The 22,789-nt window shown below is 62.8% G+C and carries 17 protein-coding genes; 3 read left to right on the forward strand and 14 right to left on the reverse strand.

From position 1 onward, the window contains the following. Window positions 1-12: 12 nt before the first annotated feature. The 7 genes from M5C01_RS07175 to hutC form a co-directional block, all read right to left on the reverse strand. Complete coding sequence (locus M5C01_RS07175; protein ID WP_152737777.1) at window positions 13-843, reverse strand: glycine betaine/L-proline ABC transporter ATP-binding protein; 831 nt, start codon at window positions 841-843, stop codon at window positions 13-15. Then, the gene (locus tag M5C01_RS07180; protein WP_152737778.1) at window positions 840-1,691 is read right to left on the reverse strand and encodes a proline/glycine betaine ABC transporter permease; all 852 of its coding nucleotides are present in this window, start codon (window positions 1,689-1,691) and stop codon (window positions 840-842) included. Before M5C01_RS07180 ends, M5C01_RS07175 begins: the two co-directional genes overlap by 4 nt. Before the next feature lie 71 nt (window positions 1,692-1,762). Then, on the reverse strand, window positions 1,763-2,731 hold the full coding sequence (locus tag M5C01_RS07185) for an ABC transporter substrate-binding protein (protein WP_152737779.1): 969 nt from the start codon (window positions 2,729-2,731) through the stop codon (window positions 1,763-1,765). Between the two features lie 116 nt (window positions 2,732-2,847). Continuing rightward, entirely contained in the window at window positions 2,848-4,317 is a 1,470-nt protein-coding gene (locus M5C01_RS07190; protein WP_152737780.1) for a cytosine permease, read from the reverse strand. Window positions 4,318-4,439: 122 nt separating this feature from the next. Then, window positions 4,440-6,140: a urocanate hydratase gene (hutU, locus tag M5C01_RS07195; protein ID WP_103495490.1), complete on the reverse strand. Its 1,701-nt coding sequence runs from the start codon at window positions 6,138-6,140 to the stop codon at window positions 4,440-4,442. A 404-nt stretch (window positions 6,141-6,544) separates the two neighbouring features. Then, window positions 6,545-7,123, reverse strand: coding sequence for a HutD family protein (locus M5C01_RS07200; RefSeq protein WP_152737781.1), 579 nt, complete (start codon window positions 7,121-7,123; stop codon window positions 6,545-6,547). Beyond that, window positions 7,120-7,830 (reverse strand): histidine utilization repressor, encoded by a 711-nt coding sequence (hutC, locus tag M5C01_RS07205; protein ID WP_152737845.1) that lies wholly within the window; start codon window positions 7,828-7,830, stop codon window positions 7,120-7,122. Before hutC ends, M5C01_RS07200 begins: the two co-directional genes overlap by 4 nt. 144 nt (window positions 7,831-7,974) lie before the next feature. On the opposite strand from hutC, the gene M5C01_RS07210 reads away from it, so the two are divergent. Beyond that, on the forward strand, window positions 7,975-9,339 hold the full coding sequence (locus M5C01_RS07210) for a formimidoylglutamate deiminase (protein WP_152737782.1): 1,365 nt from the start codon (window positions 7,975-7,977) through the stop codon (window positions 9,337-9,339). Window positions 9,340-9,376: 37 nt separating this feature from the next. Here M5C01_RS07210 and M5C01_RS07215 read toward each other — a convergent pair whose 3' ends face one another. After that, window positions 9,377-9,934 (reverse strand): lipocalin family protein, encoded by a 558-nt coding sequence (locus M5C01_RS07215; protein WP_103495494.1) that lies wholly within the window; start codon window positions 9,932-9,934, stop codon window positions 9,377-9,379. Window positions 9,935-9,964: 30 nt separating this feature from the next. Further along, window positions 9,965-10,219: a hypothetical protein gene (locus M5C01_RS07220; protein WP_103495495.1), complete on the reverse strand. Its 255-nt coding sequence runs from the start codon at window positions 10,217-10,219 to the stop codon at window positions 9,965-9,967. A 397-nt stretch (window positions 10,220-10,616) separates the two neighbouring features. Here M5C01_RS07220 and M5C01_RS07225 point away from each other — a divergent pair, with 397 nt between their 5' ends. Continuing rightward, a complete protein-coding gene (locus tag M5C01_RS07225) occupies window positions 10,617-12,509 on the forward strand; it encodes a methyl-accepting chemotaxis protein (RefSeq protein WP_152737783.1) in 1,893 nt (630 codons plus the stop codon). Window positions 12,510-12,647: 138 nt separating this feature from the next. On the opposite strand, the gene M5C01_RS07230 is transcribed toward M5C01_RS07225, so the two are convergent. From M5C01_RS07230 to M5C01_RS07250, 5 genes are all read right to left on the reverse strand, one after another. Beyond that, a complete protein-coding gene (locus M5C01_RS07230) occupies window positions 12,648-13,250 on the reverse strand; it encodes a DUF924 family protein (protein WP_152737784.1) in 603 nt (200 codons plus the stop codon). 4 nt (window positions 13,251-13,254) lie between these two features. Continuing rightward, the gene (locus M5C01_RS07235) at window positions 13,255-14,265 is read right to left on the reverse strand and encodes a class 1 fructose-bisphosphatase (RefSeq protein WP_152737785.1); all 1,011 of its coding nucleotides are present in this window, start codon (window positions 14,263-14,265) and stop codon (window positions 13,255-13,257) included. Between the two features lie 162 nt (window positions 14,266-14,427). Continuing rightward, window positions 14,428-15,792, reverse strand: a complete 1,365-nt coding sequence (locus M5C01_RS07240) for a DUF3999 domain-containing protein (RefSeq protein ID WP_152737786.1) — start codon at window positions 15,790-15,792, stop codon at window positions 14,428-14,430. Then, a complete protein-coding gene (locus M5C01_RS07245) occupies window positions 15,789-19,430 on the reverse strand; it encodes a DUF2339 domain-containing protein (RefSeq protein WP_152737787.1) in 3,642 nt (1,213 codons plus the stop codon). The genes M5C01_RS07240 and M5C01_RS07245 overlap by 4 nt, the downstream gene beginning before the upstream one ends. Window positions 19,431-19,526: 96 nt before the next feature. Next, on the reverse strand, window positions 19,527-21,977 hold the full coding sequence (locus tag M5C01_RS07250) for a glycogen/starch/alpha-glucan phosphorylase (RefSeq protein WP_152737788.1): 2,451 nt from the start codon (window positions 21,975-21,977) through the stop codon (window positions 19,527-19,529). A 265-nt stretch (window positions 21,978-22,242) separates the two neighbouring features. Here M5C01_RS07250 and M5C01_RS07255 point away from each other — a divergent pair, with 265 nt between their 5' ends. Next, window positions 22,243-22,677, forward strand: coding sequence for a YkgJ family cysteine cluster protein (locus M5C01_RS07255; protein ID WP_152737789.1), 435 nt, complete (start codon window positions 22,243-22,245; stop codon window positions 22,675-22,677). Window positions 22,678-22,789 lie beyond the last annotated feature (112 nt).

The raw sequence follows: 22,789 nt of genomic DNA on the forward strand, positions 1-22,789 counted from the left end.
AACCTCATCTGCTTAAACGATCGCGGCACGCCGCTGAACAAACCGATCCACATACTCATCCGCCGGCGAATGCAGGATCTCCTTCGGCGTCCCGACCTGAATCAACTTGCCGTCCTTGAGAATCGCAATCCGATTACCGATCCGCACCGCTTCATCCAGGTCATGAGTGATAAACACGATGGTCTTGTGCAATGTCTTCTGCAGTTCCAGCAACTGATCCTGCATCTCCGCCCGGATCAGCGGGTCCAGGGCACTGAACGCCTCGTCCATCAGAATGATGTCGGTGTCCGCCGCCAACGCCCGGGCCAGGCCCACACGCTGGCGCATACCGCCCGACAGCTGGTGCGGGTACTTGTTCTCGTAGCCCTTCAGGCCCACGGTATTGATCCAGTGCAAGGCGCGCTCGGCGCAGACTTCCTTGCTCTCGCCACGGACCTTGAGGCCGTAGGCGACGTTTTCCTGCACGGTCTTGTGGGGCAACAGGCCGAAGCTCTGGAACACCATGCTGATCTTGTGCCGACGGAATTCGCGTAGCGCCTCCATGTCGTGCTGGAGAATGTCCACGCCGTCCACCAGGATCGCGCCGCTGGTCGGGTCGATCAGGCGGTTGAAATGCCGTACCAGGGTCGACTTGCCGGAACCCGACAAGCCCATGATCACGAAAATCTCACCGGTACTGACACTCAGCGACAGGTCGTTGACCCCGATCACGCAACCGGTCTCGGCCAGCACCTGGTCCTTGGTCTTGCCCTGGCGAATCAGGTTCATCGCGTCCTTCTCGCGCGAACCGAAGATCTTGAAGACGTTCTTGACTTCGATCTTGCTGACGATGGCCTCGCTCATTTGCTCACCTCATGCCGTGGACGACCATAGGCCTGGGTAATGCGGTCGATCACCACCGCGAGAATCACGATCGCCAGGCCCGCTTCCAGGCCGCGTCCGACGTTCAGGGTCTGGATACCCACCAGCACGTCCTCGCCCAAGCCACGGGCACCGATCATCGAGGCGATCACCACCATCGACAGCGCCATCATGGTGGTCTGGTTGATCCCGGCCATGATGCTCGGCAGGGCCAACGGCAGTTGCACGCCGAACAGTTGCTGCCAGCGGTTGGCGCCAAAGGCGTTGATCGCTTCCATGACCTCGCCATCCACCTGGCGGATGCCCAGGTCGGTCAGGCGGATCAGCGGCGGCGCGGCGTAGATCACCGTGGCAAAGATCGCCGGGACCTTGCCCAGGCCGAACAGCATCAGCACCGGGATCAGGTACACGAAGCTGGGCATGGTCTGCATGATGTCCAACAGCGGCATCAGCACCGAACGCAGGCGGTTGCTGCGCGCCGAGAGAATCCCCAGGGGAATCCCGATCAGCACCGAGATCAGGGTGGCCACCAGCATCAGCGCCAGGGTCTGCATCAGCTTGTCCCACAGGCCGACGGCTCCCACCAGAAACAGCAGGCCGACGATAACGGTGGTGGTGACCAGCTTGCGGGTGGCGTGCCAGGCGATACCGCCGACGATCACCAACATCAACCACCAGGGCGTTGCGCGGAGCAGGCCCTCGAGATTGACGATGGCCCACAGCAGGGTGTCGGAGATCTGGCGGAACACATCGCCGTAGTTGGTCACCAGTGCATCGACCCAACTGTTGACCCAGTCGGCGATGGAAAATGTGAAACGTTCGGGAAACATTGGAAACTCTCGATCAAGTGGTTGTGGCGAACTTCCCGGCCAGCCTCTCGGTTAGCCGGGAGGTAGTCGACCTACAGAGCCGCGTTGATTTTCTTGGCAGCGTCAGCGCTGACCCAAGCCTGCCAGACCTCAGGGTGTTCCTTGAGGAAGATTTTCGCCAGTTTCGGCGATTCGATCCGCTCCCGGGTCATGCGACCGAGGTTCTGGTTCAGCAGATCGATGGGCAGGTTAGCCTTTTCCAGGACGGCGACCAGCTCGGGCGCTTGCTCGTGGAAGGTCTTCGACAGACCGACCTTGATGCTCACGCGCTTGTCGACACCGGGTTTCTCCTCCAGTTTCACCAGGTCGACCTGGCCCATCAGGGGCGTCGGCGACCAGTAGTAGAACAGAATGGGCTCGCCACGCTTGTAGCTCGACAGCACGGCGGCGTCCAGTGCCGGGCCGGTGCCAGGGCGAAAGTTGGTATAGGACTTTTCCAGACCGTAGCTTTTCAGCATCTCGCTGTTTTCCAGCTCACAGGTCCAGCCCGCCGGGCAATTGTAGAAGCGGCCTTTGCTCGGCTCTTCCGGGTCCTTGAACAGGGCGGCGTATTGGCCCAGGTCGGCAATGTGCCTGAGGTTCGGCGCCAAGGCCTTGAGGTTGCGCTTGTCATCGCCCTCGATCACGTAGCGCGGCACATACCAACCTTCGACGGCACCCACCACCGGGGCGCCGACCCCGACGACCTTGCCGGCTTTTTCAGCCTTGTTCCAGACTTCGCTGCGGCCGACCCATTCCTCGGCGAAAACCTGGATATCGTTGCTGCTCAAGGCGTTTTCCATGGTGATGGAGTTGCCCGGCAGGGCGTCGGTCTTGCAGTCGTAACCCTTTTCCAGCACGAATTGCAGCATGTCGGTCAAGAGCATGCCGCTTTCCCAATTCAGACCCGCGAACTTCACCGGCTTGCCGGATTCGCACCAGCCGGCGGCCTGGCTTGCGCCGGCCACGACCAACAGGCCCAGGGACAGCGCCGTGGTCAGCAGGGTCTTGGTCATCTTCATACTGTGCCGCTCCAAATCATAAAAGGGTTAACGCCGCTCATGAGACTAGCGGCCCGGGTTGGCCTGCGAGCAGGCCCTGTCCACGCTCACCCACGTGGACACCCGGCTGCAACCGGTCAGTTCGACGCTGGTTGTACGCGACCACGGGGCTGGGCCGGCGCTTCCACGGCCGACTCTACCGGCAGGATCAGACGATCAGGAATTGCCCCATGCCACTTCTTCGCCGCGACGTAGTACAACGCCGCCGGCACCACCAGGCCGATGATCCAGGAGATATCAGTATCGCCCAGGCCAGCCACCAGGGAGCCGGTGTAGAACTGGGTGTTGATAAACGGCATCTGGATCAGCACGCCGAACACATAGATGCTGATGCCCAGGATGTTCCAGCCGCCGTAGCGCGCCTTGGGATTGGACAGCGCGGGAATGTCATAGCGTTCCTTGGTGATGCAGTAGAAGTCCACCAGGTTGATCGCGCTCCAGGGCGTGAAGAACGTCAGCAGGAACAGGATGAAGGAGGAGAATTCCTTGAGGAACGAATCCTTGCCCAGCAGCGCCAGGGCCGCGGAGACGCTGACCATGATGAAGATGTACAGCAGGCGCACACCACTGGAGATATGCCGGTTGCCACGGAAACCGCTGATGATGGTGGCGATCGACATGAAGCTGCCATAGGCGTTCAGGGTGGTGACCGTCACCTTGCCGAAGGCCACGGCGAAATACAGCGCCGCCGCGACCGCGCCAGTGCCGCCGAGGCTGACGATGAACGAGACTTCGTGGTGGGAGAACTGCGAGCCGGCCAGGGCGGCGGCGAAGACGCCGAAGACCATGGACGCCTGCGCGCCGATCACCGAACCCAGGCCCACGGCCCAGAAGGTTTTCACCGGCGAAGTGCTGCGCGGCAGATAACGCGAGTAATCCGCCACATAAGGCCCGAACGCGATCTGCCAGGATGCCGACAAGGACATCGCCAACAGGAAACTCGCCAGGGAGAAATGCTTGTTGCCGAGCAGCGCCGAGATATCGTTGCCGGCCAACAATTTGTAGAACAGGTAGACGAAGGCAACCACCCCGAGCACGCTGGCGATCCGGCCGATGCCGTGGATCACCCGGTAACCGAAGATGGTGCAGACCAGGATACTGGCGGCGAACAACACAATGCCGACCCAGTCTTCCACATGCAGCAGCTGCGCCACCGCCTGCCCCGCCAGCAGCGAACCGCTGGCGGAAAAGCCGATATACATCAGGCACACCAGCACCAACGGGATCACCGCCCCATAGACACCGAACTGCACACGGCTGGAAATCATCTGCGGCAGGCCCAGTTGCGGACCTTGCGCGGCGTGCAACGCCATGACCCCGCCACCGATCAGTTGCCCGATCAGCAGGCCGATCAGCGACCAGTAGACATCACCGCCGAGCACGACCGCCAAGGCGCCCGTGACAATCGCGGTGATTTGCAGGTTGGCACCCAACCACAGGGTGAACTGACTGAGTAGACGACCGTGTCTTTCCGCTTCCGGGATGTAGTCGATCGAACGCCTTTCGATCAACGGTTTGCTGCTTGCACGATCATTTGACGCAGACATTGTTCAACCTCTGTGGATTGTTTTAGTTAGGTGCACAGCGTTGTGAAACAGGCTCCAGGTGAAACACCCGATCTGTAGGAGCCGGTTTGCCGGTTCCTACAGATCGGGTTTCCTCCAACCGCTTATTTACCGGTAATCATCGGCAGGTTCAGGCCCTGCTCTTTCGCGCAGTCGATGGCGATCTGGTAACCGGCATCGGCGTGACGCATAACGCCGGTGGCCGGGTCGTTGTGCAGAACGCGAGCGATACGCTCGGCCGCTTCGTCGGTACCGTCACAGACGATCACCATGCCCGAGTGCTGGGAGAAGCCCATGCCGACGCCGCCGCCGTGGTGCAGGGACACCCAGGTCGCGCCGCTGGCGGTGTTGAGCAAGGCGTTGAGCAGTGGCCAGTCGGACACGGCATCGGAACCGTCCTGCATCGATTCGGTTTCACGGTTCGGGCTGGCCACGGAACCGGAGTCCAGGTGGTCGCGACCGATCACGATCGGCGCCGACAGCTCGCCGCTGCGGACCATTTCGTTGAACGCCAGGCCGAGCTTGGCGCGCAGGCCCAGGCCGACCCAGCAGATCCGCGCCGGCAGACCCTGGAAGCTGATGCGCTCACGGGCCATGTCCAGCCAGTTGTGCAGGTGGGCGTCGTCCGGGATCAGTTCCTTGACCTTGGCGTCGGTCTTGTAGATGTCCTGCGGATCGCCCGACAGTGCAGCCCAACGGAACGGACCGATGCCACGGCAGAACAGCGGACGGATATAAGCCGGGACGAAACCCGGGAAGTCGAATGCGTTTTCCACGCCTTCTTCCTGGGCCATCTGACGGATGTTGTTGCCGTAGTCGAAGGTCGGGATGCCTTGTTTCTGGAAGTCGAGCATGGCCTTGACGTGCACGGCCATCGACGCCTTGGCGGCCTTCACGACCACTGCGGGTTCAGTGATGGCGCGGGCACGGTACTCTTCCCAGGTCCAGCCGGCCGGCAGGTAGCCGTTGAGCGGGTCGTGGGCGCTGGTCTGGTCGGTGACCATGTCCGGACGCACGCCACGCTTGACCAGCTCCGGCAGGATTTCCGCCGCGTTGCCGAGCAGGGCAATGGAAATCGCCTGGCCTGCCTTGGTGTACTTGGCGATACGCGCCAGGGCGTCGTCGAGGTCGGTGGCTTGCTCATCGACATAACGGCTGTTCAGGCGGAAATCGATGCTGACCTGCTGGCACTCGATGTTCAGCGAACAGGCGCCGGCCAGGGTTGCCGCCAGAGGCTGTGCGCCGCCCATGCCGCCGAGGCCCGCGGTCAGGACCCAACGACCTTTCAGGTTGTTGTCGTAGTGCTGGCGACCAGCTTCGACGAAGGTTTCGTAGGTGCCCTGGACGATGCCCTGGCTGCCGATGTAGATCCAGCTGCCGGCGGTCATCTGGCCGTACATGGCCAGGCCCTTGGCGTCGAGTTCGTTGAAGTGCTCCCAATTCGCCCAGTGTGGCACCAGGTTGGAGTTGGCGATCAGTACGCGCGGGGCGTTGCTGTGGGTCTTGAAGACGCCGACCGGCTTGCCGGATTGCACCAGCAGGGTCTCGTCTTCATTCAGGTTGGTCAGGCTCTCGACGATCTTGTCGTAGCACTCCCAGTTCCGCGCGGCCCGGCCGATACCGCCGTAGACCACCAGTTCCTTGGGGTTCTCGGCCACTTCGGGGTCGAGGTTGTTCATCAGCATCCGCAGTGGCGCTTCGGTCAACCAGCTTTTCGCGGTCAGCTTGTTGCCACGGGCGGCACGGATTTCGACGTCACGGCGCTTGGTAAAAGTGGCGGTAGGTTTCTGGGTATTCTCAGTCACGAAATAACTCCTCTGCGATCGTCCAAACCAGCCCAGGCAACGGGCGAGCAAGCCTGTGGGGGAAGGTCCCCGGCACAAGCGGAAATTAGGGGGCGGTGCGTCGATCTCCCTGATGACTCATACGCACACATCTTTACTTGTACATACAAGCATATGCAATCAGGCGGCCAACTTGCAAATCGCGAGCAGAAGATTTTTTCAGGATGCCCCGCAGGCCTTGTGGGACAGGACTTTGAGCGGGAAATGAAATTGCAGGAGGATGACAGGCGGCAGGCAGGAAGCTGTTACCGAGGCAGGGTTTTGCGCCATGCTGGGGCGTTCGGTAACAAAATGGGGCGAGGTGGAAACGATAACGCCATGTGGTGAGTGGGCTCGCCCACTCACCACAAATTGGGAGCCGTCTGTCAGGCGGGCGTCAGCTCGATCACACAGCAACGCCCGGTCACGGCCACTTCCAGCAGCCCGTCGTTACCGTCCAGTTGCAGGCAGTCATGCCGCCCCAGCACTTCATAGCCGCTGTTACCCAGGCCGATATGCAATTGCTCGCTGACGCTGAAAATCAGCAACACCGCCGCCGAACTGAAAAAGCGCTTCGGCTGCGCGGCATCGAGCCATTGCAGGCGCGCGCGGTAGCGATCCGGCGCATAGATCAGGTTGAAGTCGCGGATCGCCCCGTCGATCAGGGTGCAGCTCACCTGGCTCGCGCCGCTGAAGGCAAACGGATCCAGCGGCAACAAGGCGCGCGTACGCTGGCCATCGACCTGCAAGGTCATGCCCGCGCCTTGCAATACGGTAATGATCCGCTCATAACCGGCAAAGGTGGAAAACCCGCCCGACTCGCCGATATCGGCAATCGACAGGCGCCAGCCGAAGCCGTCCAGGCCTTCGCCCGCGTCCCGGGTGATTTCCTCGGTGCTGCCGCCGCCGTTTTTCCACGGCATGCGCGGGTAATCCGCCGCGCGCAAGACTTTCAACTGGCTCATTTGCTAAAGCGTCCTTCCAGACGATGACGGGAACCGGGGTGGATCAGACGGGCGGCGGTCACCGGCTGACGACCGGACCAGGTCCGGCGGCGAATCAGCAGGCACGGCTCGCCCGGCTCGATCTGCAACAGCTTGCACTCCTCGGCCTCGGCGAGGATGGCTTCGACCACGTGCTCGCCCTCGGTCAGCGGCGCGACCTGGGACAGATAGGCGTAGGGAGTCTGCAGGGTGAAATCCTGCTTGAGGTAGTCTGGCGCCACCAGCGCATTGACGAAACGATCCTCGATCTGCACCGGGATATCGTTCTCGAAATGCACGATCAGCGAGTGGAAGACCTTCTGCCCTTCACGCATATCCAGGGCCACGGCGCGCTCGGAACCGGCGGCCTCTTCCCCGAGGGTGATGATCTTGCAGGTGTGCCGATGGCCGCGCGAAGCGATCTCATCGGCAATGTTATGCACTTCGAACAGCGCCGACTGGCTCTTGGGCTCGGCGACAAACGTGCCGACACCCTGCATGCGCACCAGCAGGCCTTCGGCGGTCATTTCCCGCAGGGCCCGGTTGATGGTCATGCGGCTGTAGCCCAGTTGTTCCACCAGCTCGCTTTCGGACGGCACGCGGTAATGCGGCGGCCAGTTTCCGCTGTCGATCTGCTGGCTGATCATCTGTTTGACGCGGGCGTATAGCGGCGCCGGACTGTCGCCCATATGGGCAGCCAGCGGGTGGTTGGCAGGCGGAGTCGGCACGGGAAATCCTTGTTTGATTCAAAGATGGCTAGCTTGCCGGAGTTTACCGGGCACGCAAACGTCTGTATATGTATATACAAATAACACACGATGGGGTGCTGAACCATGTCCGCTTTCTTTGCCGAACGCGCGCTGCTGCCTAGTGGATGGGCCAACAATGTACGCCTGGAGGTCAACGCCGCGGGCGTACTGACCCAGGTCCAGGCCGATTCCCACGCAGAAGCTGCCGAACGGCTGGGCGGCCCGCTGCTGCCGGGCATGCCGAACCTGCATTCCCACGCTTTCCAGCGCGCCATGGGCGGCCTGGCGGAAGTCGCCGGCAATCCCAACGACAGCTTCTGGACCTGGCGCGACCTGATGTATCGGCTGGTGGGCAAGATCAGTCCGGAGCAGATGGGCATCATCGCCCGCCAGTTATATATCGAGATGCTCAAGGCCGGCTACACCTCGGTGGCCGAGTTCCACTATGTGCACCACGACACCAACGGCCAGCCCTACGCCGATCCGGCCGAACTGGCCTTGCGCATCAGCCACGCGGCCAGCGACGCCGGCATCGGCCTGACCCTGCTGCCGGCGCTCTACAGCCACTCCGGTTTCGGCGGCCAGGCACCCAACGAAGGGCAACGCCGCTTTATCAACAGCACCGAGAATTACCTGAAGTTGCAGGCACGTTTGCAGCCGTTTCTCGCCAGACAGCCGGCCCAGGCCCTCGGGTTGTGTTTCCACTCGCTGCGGGCAGTGACGCCCGGGCAGATCAATGAAGTGCTGGCCGCCAGCGACAAGCACTGCCCGGTGCATATCCATATTGCCGAGCAGCAGAAGGAAGTCGACGACTGCCTGAGCTGGAGCGGCAAGCGTCCGCTGCAATGGCTGTATGACAATGTCGAGGTGGATGAGCGCTGGTGCCTGGTGCACGCGACCCACGCCGACGCCGAGGAAGTCACGCGCATGGCGAAGAGCCGGGCGATTGCCGGCCTGTGCCTGACCACCGAGGCCAACCTCGGCGACGGGATTTTCCCGGCGGTGAACTTCCTCGCCCAGGGCGGGCGGATGGGTATCGGTTCCGACAGCCATGTGTCATTGAGCGTGGTGGAAGAGCTGCGCTGGCTGGAATATGGCCAGCGCCTGCGCGACCAGCGGCGTAATCGCCTGTATCGCGCCGACCAGCCGATGGTCGGACGCACGCTGTATGACGCGGCACTGGACGGCGGCGCCCAGGCCCTGGGGCAAGGGATCGGTCGGCTGGAAGTCGGCAAGCGCGCCGACTGGCTGGTGCTCGACGGCAGCGACCCGTACCTGGCCACGGCCCGGGACGACGGCATTCTCAACCGCTGGTTGTTCGCCGGCGGCGACCGCCAGGTGCGCGACGTGATGGTCAACGGCCAGTGGGCAGTGCGCGGTGGTCGGCATGCGGGCGAAGAAGAAAGCGCCCGGGCGTTTACCCAGGTGCTGCGTGATCTGCTGAACTGAACCCACGGTTCCTGAAGGGGGCGCATACGCCCCCGACTCAGTTGGGCATCTTCGAATCCGGCGTGCGCCAGATCAGCCGGGTGGTGTCGTAACCCTGCTGGCGCGCGCGGCTCAGCAGGTCCTCGCGGGTCTCCGCGCTGACCTTGGTGGTACGCGACAACAACCACAGGTAACGACGATTCGGATTGCCGACCAGCGCCGTCTTGTAGTCGTCGCTGACATACAGAATCCAGTAGTCGGCCTTGGCCACGCCCGGCAACAGCGACGTGAACCAGTTATCGAACTTCACCCACAGCTTGTCGGTCTGCCCCGGGACCTGCGGCGTCGCCGTGCCCTTGGCTTCCTCCCAGGTCCACTGCTCGGTCAGGCAACGGTTGAACACCGCGACCTTGCCGTCCGCCATCAGACTGTAGCGGGCCTCCGACTGCGCGCAATTGCGCTGGAAATACATCGGCATCCGTGCCAACTCGTACCAGGTACCCTGGTAACGGTTCAGGTCCACGTGACCTGCGGTCTTGGGCGCCAAATCGTCGCCGGACGTAGCGCAACCAGCCAGCAACAAGCCAGCCAAAAGAGTGACCACTAAACGCAACATTGTTCTTCTCCCGTGGGCGATCGCCCCGGTTTACTTCAGGCCTTGCCCGGAAAACATCAGGACTTTGTCACCGGCGTACTGCACGCTGATAAAGCTGTTCTTGTTACCCCAGGTGCAACTGGACATGCCCAGTGCGCCGGAACAGTCCGAAGGCGAGCCGAGCAATTTCTCGACATCGGCCTTGGCCATGCCCGCAGAGATTTTCGAATAGTTTTCCTGATTGACCTTGCTGCACGCGACCAACAGCACGCAGAACGACAAAAGGGCGAGAGAGCGCAACGACATGGGGAACTCCTGGGGCTCAAAGGTGGGCACGGCTGCCTACCGCAAGCTTAGAAGAGAAAAGGGCCATCTGGTTCCCGAGCACGGGTGCTTTTCTTACAGCAACTTCCTTCAAGAATTTTCAGGGGCTTTTTCAGCGAAAAAGGTATTTCGTCGGTTTTGTCGTTCGAAAATTAATATTCGGGGCAATGGTGTCGACATATTCAGGTAATACCATTTTGCCTGTATGGAAGGCCCGCAGCCGATGTTCACGGCGCAACGCCCCAATATGGCGAGCAATGGAAAAGCAGGACAAGGACTTCCGACGCCGACGCTGAACAAGAGAAATTGCCCCACAGGTGCAGACCTGTGGCAAATTGACGCCCCCCGGTGACCAGCCCCCCTGTGGACAGCCCATTTCATGACCAAAAATTTCAAGTTCAGCCATAAGATTCTGTTGGCGGCGGCCCTGGTGGTCGCGGTGGCGTTCGCCTGCTTCATCCTGTTCAACGACTACCGCCAACGCGAGGCCCTGCGCCACAGCACCGAGGACTCGATGCAGGCCTTGGGCAGCCTGACCACCAGCAATATCCAGACCTGGCTGGAAAGTCGCATTCAGCTTCTGCAATCGCTGTCCCAGCAGATCGCCGCGGACGGCAGCTCCGCCGACAGCCTGAAACACGCCATCGGCCTGCCTGCCTACGGCAGCAACTTCCAGCTCAGCTATTTCGGCAGCGCGGAGGGCGTAATGACCTCGGTTCCGGTGGGCAACCGCCCCGCCGACTACGACCCACGCTCACGCGGCTGGTACAAGGCGGCCACCGCCGCCCAACAGACCATCGTCACCGAACCCTACATCGCCGCCTCCTCCGGCAAGCTGGTGATCACCCTGGCCACCCCGGTACAGCATCAGGGCCAATTCATCGGCGTGGCCGGCGCCGATATAGACCTGGGCAGCATCAGCGCCATCATCAACTCGTTGAACTTCGGCGGTCACGGGCACGCGTTCATCGTCAGCGCCGACGGCAAGATCCTGATTCACCCGGACAGCAAGCTGATCCTGAAGAACCTCTCTGACGCCTACCCCAGCGGCGCACCGAAAATCGGTGCCGGGCTCAAGGAAGTCGAGGTCGACGGCAAGCAACAGTTCATCTCCTTCACCCATGTCAGCGGCGTGTCCTCGGTGGACTGGTACGTCGCCCTGGTGCTCGACCAGGAAACCGCGTTCTCCATGCTCAGCGAGTTCCGCACCTCGGCGATCATCGCCACGGTGATCGCCGTGATCATTATCATCGCCCTGCTGAGCATGCTGATCCGCGTGTTGATGCAGCCGTTGCACCTGATGGGTCGCGCCATGCACGACATCGCCGAGGGTGAAGGCGACCTGACCAAACGCCTGGTCATCCACGGCCACGACGAGTTCGGCACCCTGGGCATGTCCTTCAACCGCTTCGTCGAGCGTATCCACACCTCGATCCGCGAAGTGGCTTCGGCCACCGGCCAGGTCAACGAAGTGGCCTTGCGGGTGGTCAGCGCCTCCAATTCGTCGATGATCAATTCCGACCAGCAGGCCAGCCGTACCAGCAGCGTGGCGGCGGCAATCAACGAACTCGGCGCCGCGGCCCAGGAGATCGCGCAGAACGCCGCCCTCGCCTCGCAGCATTCCAGCGAAGCCCGCAGCCTGGCGGAAGACGGCCAGCAGGTGGTGGAAAAGACCATCACCGCGATGCAGCAACTGTCGGCCAAGATCAGCGATTCGTGCGGCAATATCGAGACCCTGAACAGCAACACGGTGAATATCGGGCAGATCCTCGAAGTGATCACCGGCATTTCCCAGCAGACCAACCTGCTGGCGCTCAACGCGGCCATCGAGGCGGCGCGGGCCGGTGAGGCCGGGCGTGGGTTTGCGGTGGTGGCCGATGAGGTGCGCAACCTGGCGCACCGCACCCAGGATTCGGCGCAGCAAGTGCAGAAGATGATCGAGGAGTTGCAGGTCGGCGCCCGGGAAGCGGTGAGCATCATGACCGACAGCCAGCGTCAGAGCGAAAGCAGCGTCGGCATCGCCAACCAGGCGGGCGAGCGGCTGGGCAGCGTGACCCAGCGGATCGGCGAGATCGACGGCATGAACCAGTCGGTGGCGACCGCGACCGAGGAACAGACGGCGGTGGTGGAGTCGATCAACGTCGATATTACCGAGATCAATACGCTGAACCAGGAAGGCGTGGAAAACCTGCAATCGACCTTGCGCGCGTGTGCGGACCTGGAACAGCAGGCGGCGCGGTTGAAGCAGTTGGTGGGGAGTTTCCGGATCTGAGATCTGCGGGGGGGCTTTTGGCCTCTTCGCGGGCAAGCCCTGCTCCTACAGGTTTGTGTCGCGCACAAAATCTGTGATCGACGCCATACTGTAGGAGCAGGGCTTGCCCGCGAAAGGGCCATCCGCCACACAGCCGATCTAGAACCGTGAACCCGGTTCCCGCAAAAACACCACTTCCTCAGCCGTAGACTCACGCCCAAGAATGGCATTGCGATGGGGAAAACGCCCAAACCGGGCAATAACGTCACGATGCCGCTCGGCATAGTCCAGATAATCGGCAAATATCCCCCGATCCACCTCCACCTGCTCCGCCAACAACGCCGCAAAACGCGACACCGCCTCGTTCTGCACCGCCAGGTGTTCGCAATGCTCGAACACCAGGTAGACAAACACCCGCTCTATCGCCGACAACCGCCGATCAAAATCCGCAGCCAGCCCTTGCGCCACCAGCGCCTGGGCGCGGGCATCACCGGAGAAAGCCTTGGGGGTGTCACGGAAGATCATCCGCGGCAGTTGATCGAGCAACAGCACCAGCGCCAGCCAGCCTTCGGGACATTGCGTCCACTCAGCCAAATCGCCAGCCAGTGCCTGCTCGACCTGGACCCCGAAACGCTCGCGCGCTTCAAGGTCCTGGCTGTCGCGCTTGCCGAACCACAACCGGCCCTTGTCGGCCACCTGCCCGGCGGTCGTCCCGGCTGAACCGAACCACCACTCAAGCAAGGGCTGCCAGGGCGCGGACATGGGTTCAGTCCTTGTGGTAGCCGGTGATCCGTGCCACTTCTTCCTTGGAGCCGAGGAACACCGCAACGCGCTGGTGCAGGCCGTCCGGCTTGATATCGAGAATACGCTGGTGACCGTCGGTGGACGCACCGCCCGCCTGCTCCACCAGGAACGACATCGGGTTGGCTTCGTACATCAGGCGCAGCTTGCCCGGCTTGGACGGCTCGCGGCTGTCGCGCGGGTACATGAACAGACCACCACGGGTCAGGATGCGGTGCACGTCCGCCACCATCGCGGCGACCCAGCGCATGTTGTAGTTCTTTTTCAGCGGGCCTTCTTCGCCGGCCAGCAGTTCACCGACGTAACGTTGGACCGGCGCTTCCCAGTGACGCTGGTTGGACATGTTGATCGCGAACTCCTGGGTAGAGGCCGGGATCGTGATGTCTTCATGGGTCAGCACGAAGCTGCCCATTTCACGGTCAAGGGTAAAGCCTTTCACGCCATCGCCCAGGGTCAGCACCAGCATGGTCTGTGGGCCATAGATGGCATAACCGGCGGCTACCTGCTCGGTACCTGGCTGCAGAAAGGCCTTTTCGTTCAGGGCTTCGTTCTGGCTCAGGTACTCGTTCGGGCAACGCAGCACCGAGAAGATGGTCCCGACCGGGGCGTTGATATCGATGTTCGACGAACCGTCCAGCGGGTCGAATACCAGCAGGTAGGCGCCTTTCGGGTATTTGCCGGGGATCTGGTAGGCATTGTCCATTTCTTCGGACGCCATGCCGGCCAGGTGACCGCCCCATTCGTTGGCTTCGAGAAGGATTTCGTTGGAGAGCACGTCGAGTTTCTTCTGTACTTCACCCTGCACGTTTTCTGTGCCCATGCTGCCCAGAACCCCACCCAGCGCGCCTTTGGAGACGGCATGGCTGATTTCCTTGCACGCACGCGCGACCACTTCGATCAGGAAACGCAGATCGGCAGGCGTGTTATTGCTGCGGGTCTGCTCAATCAAATAGCGACTCAGGGTAACGCGGGACATGGATGGCTCCGGAGATGGGGGGCTGAAAACCCGCGCAGTTTAACGCGAGTCGACATGTATTGCCTCCTGTCAGACCGAGTTCCGACAGGGAGAGTTCATGAACCGGGTTGAGCGTAGTCCAAAAGAGCGGGAAATCCCCTGCCCCCGGTCATTGCCAGGCGTCTAGACCTGAGGCTTGCGCAACAGGCTGAAGGCCATCCCGGCCAAGGCCGCCACCCCCAGCAACAGCACCGCCCACAAACCGATCTTCTTCCAATCGGTGCCCACCGCAACCGGCACCGCTGGCGGCTGCACCGTGGTCACGGCCGCACCGGTCGCCGTGGCCTTGCCCAATCCGGCCAGACGCTGCGGGCTGTAATCGGGGATCAAGGTCGATAGCGACAGGTTCGCCGCCTTGACCGTCGGATTGCCCAGGGCCAGGGAAAACGGCGGCTCGCCACGGGCCAGGAACACCAGCTGCGTGCTGCGCACCGCGAAACCCAAGGTCGGTGCCTGGGCACCCAAACCACCGCCGCGCTCGTCGACCACCAGCTTCAATTGCGCAACCGCACGGCCGGGCAACTGCAACTGGTCCTGGACCACATCCTGGCCGTTCTGGGTCAGGCGATAGAGCAAACCGCTGCTCAGCGTCTGCCAGGGCGCATTGCCATCCTGGCGCCCGTACAGGTTTACCGGTGCCAGGCTGTTGGCCTGCGCCAGCTCGACCCGCACCTGCTCAAGGGGCAGGCCGAGGGGCAATTGCCAGGTGTATTCCCCGGCCTTGGCGCTGCTGCCGGCCAACGGCTGCGACCACACCAGCGGCAACGGCAGGCTGCTGGTGGTGGAACTGGCCAACTGCGCCGAACTGAGCATCGGCGCCGCCTGCGGCGACTGCCACAGCAGGCGCAAGTAACGCGCCGACAACCCCGGCAAGGCGACTTCATGCTGTTCCACCCGCTCGTCGGCAAACGACAAGCGCGCCACCTGCCCATCGCCCCAGGCCTGCCAGTGTTGCAGGTCGTCGCTGGCCTCGATGCTGAAACGCTGGAAGCCGTCGCGCTCGCTGCTCCAATCCAGAACAAGCTGCTGCAATGGCGTCTTGATAGCGCTGGCATCCAGCAGCCAGCCGCGCAGCACTTTTTCACCCGTTTGCAACTTACCCGAAGGACTCACCTCGACCAGGGTACCGTTGGCCGACGACTGGACCCGCACACTTGGCGTGACCTCGGGCGCATCCGCCGAGTTGTACAGCGGGAACCACTTCACATCCGTCAGGCTGTTGCTCTGCGTCGCCTGTGCCTGTTCCCGCGCCAGGGCATAGGCCTGGGGCTCACCGGCGCCATTGAACACCCGCACATCGCTGAGATCGGACTGGCGCGCGCTCAGTTGCAGCGTCAGCGGCAGTTCCAGGCGATACCAGGGCCCTTCGCCACTCAGGGTCAGGGGCACCTGGGTGCTGTAGTCGCTCGGTTTTTCCTGGGCGAACGCCGACAGCGCCGCACACAACCCCAGGATGCCCAGCCAGCACGGGCTCAGTTTGTGAATCAAGACGACACTCCTTCAGTTTCTTCGGTCACAGGCGTTGGCTCCGGACGCTTGGGCGGCAGCGGTGCAAAGTAACCGACCACCAGCAACAGCACGCCCACGCCGATGAACGAGACGATCCGCGCCAACCCGCCACGGTTGCTCAACTCGACGAAGAACAGCTTGGCGACCACCACGGCGATCAGCGCCGCGCCCACCAGCCAGACCTCGCGACGATGGCGCAGATGTCCGCCGATCATCAGGCCCAGGGCAATCAGGGTCCAGGCAATCGACAAGCCGGCCTGCACCTGCATCGACGCCAGCAGGTCATCCAGGTTGAACGGCACGCCGCCCCAATGGTGCGCGGTGCGCATCACCAGCGCGCTGACAAAGGCGAACAACGAAAGCCCGGCCACGGCCTGGGTGACCAGTTGCGCATAGTCGCGGCGCAACGCCCATTGCGCCACGGCGCTCCGGGACCAGAGGTAGATCCCCAGCAAGGCGAACATCAGACCCAGATCCAACGGGTTGAGCAGTGGCACATAAGGCAGCGGCTCGGCCTGGCCGTCGCTGAAGGTGTTCGCCAGCCAGAACCAGGCCAGCATCAGCACGGCCAGGGGCAGCGCGGCGTAGAGGCGATATTCGCGCGGGTAAGCCGCCACCGGCCATGGCCATTGGCGTGACGCGGCCATCAGCACCAGATAGAGGCTCGGCAGGATCGCCCAGCCCAGCCAGCGCCAGGCGTTGTAATGCTCCGACAGGCTCATCAGGCCAAAGCGCAGCTCCAGCGCCAGCACGCCAAGGATCAGCCAGCAACCCAGCACATGGGCATAACTCAGGGCCTTGGCGGGCAGGATCGACGCCAGGCGGCGCAAGGACAGCAGATGCACGACAAACACCGCCGCCCAGGCCAGCCAGCCGTAATCGGCCGCCGGGTGATAAGCCGGGTACCAGGCGCCGAAGAGCACCAGCACCGCCACCGGTGTCAGCAAGGTGCAGAGGCGGCCCAGGGTCGGCCAGTTCAAGCGCGACGCCAGCAGCGTCCAGAGCACCACGCTGAGCGCCGCCAACCCCAGCAACGCCTGAGGCTGCAGATGCGTCGGGACAAAGCGCAGGATTTCGCTGACCCAGGCCAGCCCCCACCACAACGCGCCCCACACCAGCAGGACATTGGACAGACCGCCCAGGCTCAGGGCATCGAAAGCCGCGGCCTGGGTACCCCGTTGCAAACGCCAGGCGCCGATCATGGCGGCCAGGCTCAGCACCATCGGCGTCCAGAAACCGCTGTGGGCCAATGGTCGCAAGCCTTCGGCGGACAACGCGCGGAACAGTTCCGGCTCGGCCATCAGGAATGCCGCGCCGCCGATCACCTGCAACAGCAGGCCGAAGACGAAACTCACCCGTTGCTGCAAATACAGGCTCAGCCAGATGATCAACAAACCGCTGGCGGCCCAGACCCCACTGGCGGTTTCCCACGGCAGAACGAACAGCACGGCGAGGTTGATCAGCACCAGACCTGCCAGCAACACCACCGACAAGCCACGGAGCAGACGCACATCGTTGCGCACCATCTCGTCCCGGGCCGCCAGCAGCATCCCGGCGATCAGTGACAGACCGATCAGCGAAGCGCTCATCAAACCGCTCCAGCCGGCGTTGAAGACCGCCGTCGAATCGCCCTGGGCACCTTGCAGGCGCAGCAGGAACAGCGCGCCGCCGAGCAGTTGCACGGCAAAGGCGCAGAACAGGAAACTCCGCGATTGCAGGCGCAGGCCGATAAACAAGGTCGCCAACCCGGCCAGCGCCCAGCTGATGGCCGTGCCCTGGGTGAAGAAGAACAACGGCGCCAGCAGATAGAGGAAAGTCAGGCCGCTGCAGGCCAGCACCGGCGCCAGGCTGCGCTCCCAGGAGGAGAGCTGTTCAGGCAGCGCCTTGCGCACTTGCTGGAAGCTGAACAGCAAGGACCCGCCCAGCAGCAAGGCGCCCAGCGGCGCGCCATCCAGCAGACTGGTTTCACCGAGCTGCAGCTTGCCGAGAAACGCCAGCGCCGAACCGATCTGCAGCAACAGGGCAAACGCCCGGGCGAACGGCCGTTGCTGGCGCAAGCCGAGCCAGAAGATCCCGGCGCCCTCCACCGCCCAGGCCGCCGATGTCCAACGGGCATCCAGGCCCAGCGGGATCGCCAGGCTGGCGAAGATCACGCCCAGGGCCAGGCAGGTTTCCCCCAGCAGCAAGGCGCGCCCGCCGGCGAGTATCCGCGCCAGGCCCATATAGATAATGCCCAGGCCCAGGGCACTGAAGGCCGCGGCGAACTCCAGGTGCTGGACCACCGCGAATTGCAGGCCGAAGCCCACCAGTGGCGGACCGAACAGCATGGCGCCATCGACATAGTCGCCCTGGCGGGCCGACCAGCGCAGCAAGGCTTCACGGCTGTCGTCCTCGGGACCGACGGCCATCTCGCGTAATTTACGCCGGGTGAACAGCAGGCCGATCGCCAGGTACATCAGGAAGAACAGCACCAGGAAGGGTTCAGTGCTCCAGAGCAATTCCGGTTTATACGAACGCAGGCCCCAGGCGAAGCCGATGCCAAAGGTGCCGACAAAGCCGATCAGGTTGAGCAGGCGCCAGGTCTTGAACCAGGCAATCGCCAGGATGCCGGCGTTGAGCAAGGCGAAATAGCTGAACAGCGCCACATGGTTGCCGCTGCCGGTGGAGGTCAGGATCGGCGCGGCGAAGCCACCCAGGGCCGCGGCGGCAGCCAGGCCGAGGGCATCCTGGGTGATGGCGAGAATCGCCGAAAACACCGTGACCGCCACCAGCAGGCCAAGGGCGGCCGAGGGATCGAGCAGCGGATGCAGGCGCATCGCCGCAAACACCGTCAGGTACAGCACCGCGATCCCGGTGCCTTGCAGCATCAACGCGTAGTTGCTGTTGCGTAGGCGCAGCCACCAACCGAGTCCGAGCAGGCCGATGGCGCAGGCGGCGACCCCGGCATAACGCGCCTCGATCGGCACCACCATGCCTTCGGTGGCATAGCGCAGCAGGAAGGCCAGGCCGAGAAACAGCAGGAGCACACCGACGCGCAACACCGTGTTGCCGCCGAACAGCCAGTTGCGCGCGCCGGCCAGGGCACGTTCGATCAGATTGGGTTCGCGTGGGGCACGCGGCGCTTGTGGCTCGCGGGATTCGGCCATGACCGGTTCCGGCGCCCAGGCATCGACCTCGGGGTGCGGGCTTTCGGGTTGCGGGGCTGCATGCTGGGGTTGCTGGAGTTCGTCCGGCAGTTCCCAGACCAGCTCGGGAGTGGCGCGCAGGGCTTCAGGAATGGGTGCGAGGGGTTGTTCCGCTGGAGCTTGTTCGGCAACAACTTGCGGCACGTGCCCGGCAACTTCGGGCGTCGTTTCAGTGACCTGCGGGGCAACTGACGGTTCGGGCGCCCTGCCCGAGGTGATTTCGAGTTGGCGTACGCGCAGTTCGATGGTCGCCAGGGCTTTTCGCGCCTGTTCCAGTTCGACCACCTGCTCGGCGGCTCGCCGGCCCAGGCTCATCAGCCGGAAACTCTGGCCGATGCCCAGGCCCAACAAGGCACCGATCAGGGCGTCGGTGAACACCGAGTCCACCAGCCAGCCCAGTGCCAGGCCCACCAGCATCAGAATCCATTGCATGCACGATATCCCTATGCGGCGTCCGAAAAGATGCCGCGTAGTATATCGATCCGGCCCCCGGAAAGTGGGGCCGGCCGCACAACTTGCCGCAAAAAGTTAATCCAGTGCTTTCCAGATTTCCGTGGCGTATTCCCGAATGGTCCGGTCCGAGGAAAACCAGCCCATTCGCGCACTGTTGAGTACGGCAGAACGCCACCATTCCTTGGAGTCGTGCCAATGGGCTTCGACCCGGGCCTGGGCACTCCAGTAGGAGTCGAAATCGGCGCAGACCAGGAAGCGGTCGTAGTCGATCAGCGAATCCACCAGCCCGACATAGCGGGACGGATCATCCGGTGAAAACACCCCGCCACGAATGGCTTGCAGCACATCGTTGAGCCGATGGGAGGCGGCCACGTCGGCCGCCGCGCTGAACTCGCCGTTTTGTTTGCGCGACTCCACCTGCTGGGCACTGAGGCCGAAGATGAACATGTGCTCTTCGCCGATCCGCTCGCACATCTCGACGTTGGCGCCATCCATGGTGCCGATGGTCAGCGCGCCGTTGAGGCCGAACTTCATGTTGCTGGTGCCCGAGGCCTCGAAGCCGGCGGTGGAAATCTGCTCCGACAGGTCCGCCGCCGGAATGATGCTTTCCGCCAGGCTGACGTTGTAGTTGGGCAGGAACACCACCTTGAGCAGACCGCGTACGGTCGGGTCGTTGTTCACCGTGCGGGCGATGTCGTTGGCCAGCTTGATGATCAGCTTGGCCTGGTGATAACTGGCCGCCGCCTTGCCGGCGAAGATCTTCACCCGTGGTACCCAGTCGGTTTCCGGCTCGGCACGGATCGCCTGGTACAACGCCACGGTGTGCAGCAGGTTGAGCAACTGGCGCTTGTATTCGTGGATGCGCTTGACCTGCACGTCGAACATCGCCGCCGGGTTGATCGCGATCCCCAGGCGCTCATGGATCAAGGCCGCCAGGGCACGCTTGCTGTGCAGGCGCTGTTCGGCGAACTGTTTGCGAAAACCGGCCTTCTCGGCAAAAGGCTCCAGGCCCAGCAGCAACTGCTCGGGATTGTCGAGCAGCTCCGGCCCCACGGCGTCGACCATCATCGCCGTGAGCTTCGGGTTGGCCTGGTAGAGCCAGCGGCGGAAGGTGATGCCGTTGGTCTTGTTGTTGATCCGCTCCGGATAGAGCTTGTGCAGTTCGGAGAACACCGTGCTGCGCATCAGTTGCGTGTGCAAGCCGGAAACGCCGTTGACGCTGTGGGAGCCGAGGAACGCCAGGTTGCCCATGCGCACCCGCCGGCCGTTGTCCTCCTCGATCAGCGACACCGCGCGCAGCACGTCGAAATCGTGGATGCCCTGGGCCCGCAGCGAATCGATGTGCTGGGCGTTGATCAGGTAGATGATCTGCATATGCCGCGGCAGCATGCGCTCCATCAGGCCCACCGGCCAGGTTTCCAGGGCTTCGGGGAGCAAGGTGTGGTTGGTGTAGGAAAGGGTTTCCACGGTGACCTGCCAGGCCGCATCCCAGGCGATATCGTGCAGGTCGACCAGTTGGCGCATCAACTCGGCCACGGCAATCGAGGGGTGCGTGTCATTGAGCTGGATCGCCGCGTGCTCGCCGAGGCTGAGCACCGAGTCGTGCATGTTCTTGTGCCGGCGCAGCAGGTCCTGCAAGGAAGCGGAGACAAAGAAGTATTCCTGGCGCAGCCGCAGCTCCTGGCCGGCCTCGGTGCTGTCGGCCGGGTACAGGACCCGGGAAATGCTCTCGGCCCGGGCCACTTCGGCTACCGCGCCGAGGTGGTCGCCGGCGTTGAAACGTTCCAGGTGCAGCTCTTCGGTCGCCCGTGCGCGCCACAGCCGCAGGGTGTTCACACTGGCGCCGCGCCAACCCACCACCGGCGTGTCATAAGCCACCGCGCGCACGGTTTCCGATGCCGTCCAGACCTGGTGGGTCGCGCCATTTTCGTCGGTGATGGTTTGCACCTGGCCGCCGAAGCCCACGGGATAGATCACTTCGGCGCGCTCGAACTCCCAGGGGTTGCCGAAGTCCAGCCAGTTCTCGGTCTGCTCCTGCTGCCAGCCGTCGACGATGGCCTGGCGGAACAGACCGTGCTCGTAGCGAATGCCATAACCGTGGCCGGCGATGCCGAGGGTCGACATGCTTTCCATGAAGCAGGCCGCCAGGCGCCCCAGGCCACCGTTGCCGAGGGCCGCATCGGGCTCCAGCAGGCGAATGCGCTCCAGGTCCACCCCGAGCTCCACCATCGCCTCACGAACGATCTCCAGGAGGCCAAGGTTGCTCAGGCTGTCGTACAGCAGCCGCCCGATCAGGAATTCCAGGGACAGGTAATACACCCGTTTCTGGCCCTTGCGATAGATATGCCGCGTGTGGTCCATCCAGTGCTCGACCATATGGTCGCGGGCGGCCAGGGCAATGGCTTCAAACCAGTCATGATCAAACGCGTGGTCGGGGTCCTTGCCCACCGCGTATGTAAGTTTGGCGAGGACAGCGTCGCGAAAGGCAGCGACCTCGGCTTCACGGACAAGCGGTTCCTGAGACATCGGTACAACCTCTAGCGAGATGGACGATTTGAAAGACGAGTTTTCTGAGCCTAGACGGTTCGACACAGGGTGACGCTGCAGGTTCGGCGTTTTTTGCAGATCGCCTCGGGAAAACCCGACGAGCCGGGATTGCCCCAAAAGCATGCACTCATGTGGAAATCTCCCTGCAACGGCGCGTTTGCACGAAAAACCGTCAAAAGGTTGTTCACAAATCCACCAGCCCCGGTATCATCGCGCGCCCCGATACACCCTGGACAACAGCCGGATGAAACCTACCCTGATCGCCGCCGCGGAACTCGACCGCCTCGAAACCTGGCAGAAATACGCCAGCCATATGTGCGGGGGCTGCATCTCCAGTTGCTGCACCTTGCCGGTGGAAGTGAAGATCAAGGACCTGATCCGCATCGGCATCGTCGACGAATTCGAGCGTGGCGACCCGCCGAAGAACATCGCCAAGCGCCTGCAGAAGGAGGGGATCGTCGAGCGCTACAACCAGAAGTCCGAGATCTTCACCTTGCAGCGCATGAGCAACAACGATTGCCTGTACCTGGATCGCAAGTCACGGCTGTGCACCATCTACGAAAAACGTCCGGACACCTGCCGTAACCATCCAAAAATCGGGCCACGCCCGGGTTACTGCGCCTACAAGCCCAAGACCCCGGAACGCCCGGTGCCGGACAAGATGCTGTACAATTTCTGATCAGAGCCCTCTCACAGGAACCCTCGACACCCTGTAGAAGCCCCCATAACAAGTTGGCTTCCACAGTACCCGCTCTTGATTTTTTTGATTTTTACGTCAAATATTAGGCATT

The organism is Pseudomonas sp. MWU12-2319, assembly GCF_023242525.1.
In the GTDB taxonomy this organism is placed as follows: Bacteria; Pseudomonadota; Gammaproteobacteria; order Pseudomonadales; family Pseudomonadaceae; genus Aquipseudomonas; species Aquipseudomonas gingeri_D.

Bases quoted from the DNA above. Each gene is read 5' to 3' on its own strand.
- M5C01_RS07175 (WP_152737777.1), bottom strand. From the start codon at position 843: ATGAGCGAGGCCATCGTCAGCAAGATCGAAGTCAAGAACGTCTTCAAG.
- M5C01_RS07180 (WP_152737778.1), bottom strand. From the start codon at position 1,691: ATGTTTCCCGAACGTTTCACATTTTCCATCGCCGACTGGGTCAACAGT.
- M5C01_RS07185 (WP_152737779.1), bottom strand. From the start codon at position 2,731: ATGAAGATGACCAAGACCCTGCTGACCACGGCGCTGTCCCTGGGCCTG.
- M5C01_RS07190 (WP_152737780.1), bottom strand. From the start codon at position 4,317: ATGTCTGCGTCAAATGATCGTGCAAGCAGCAAACCGTTGATCGAAAGG.
- M5C01_RS07200 (WP_152737781.1), bottom strand. From the start codon at position 7,123: ATGAGCCAGTTGAAAGTCTTGCGCGCGGCGGATTACCCGCGCATGCCG.
- hutC (WP_152737845.1), bottom strand. From the start codon at position 7,830: ATGGGCGACAGTCCGGCGCCGCTATACGCCCGCGTCAAACAGATGATC.
- M5C01_RS07210 (WP_152737782.1), top strand. From the start codon at position 7,975: ATGTCCGCTTTCTTTGCCGAACGCGCGCTGCTGCCTAGTGGATGGGCC.
- M5C01_RS07215 (WP_103495494.1), bottom strand. From the start codon at position 9,934: ATGTTGCGTTTAGTGGTCACTCTTTTGGCTGGCTTGTTGCTGGCTGGT.
- M5C01_RS07220 (WP_103495495.1), bottom strand. From the start codon at position 10,219: ATGTCGTTGCGCTCTCTCGCCCTTTTGTCGTTCTGCGTGCTGTTGGTC.
- M5C01_RS07225 (WP_152737783.1), top strand. From the start codon at position 10,617: ATGACCAAAAATTTCAAGTTCAGCCATAAGATTCTGTTGGCGGCGGCC.
- M5C01_RS07230 (WP_152737784.1), bottom strand. From the start codon at position 13,250: ATGTCCGCGCCCTGGCAGCCCTTGCTTGAGTGGTGGTTCGGTTCAGCC.
- M5C01_RS07235 (WP_152737785.1), bottom strand. From the start codon at position 14,265: ATGTCCCGCGTTACCCTGAGTCGCTATTTGATTGAGCAGACCCGCAGC.
- M5C01_RS07245 (WP_152737787.1), bottom strand. From the start codon at position 19,430: ATGCAATGGATTCTGATGCTGGTGGGCCTGGCACTGGGCTGGCTGGTG.
- M5C01_RS07250 (WP_152737788.1), bottom strand. From the start codon at position 21,977: ATGTCTCAGGAACCGCTTGTCCGTGAAGCCGAGGTCGCTGCCTTTCGC.
- M5C01_RS07255 (WP_152737789.1), top strand. From the start codon at position 22,243: ATGAAACCTACCCTGATCGCCGCCGCGGAACTCGACCGCCTCGAAACC.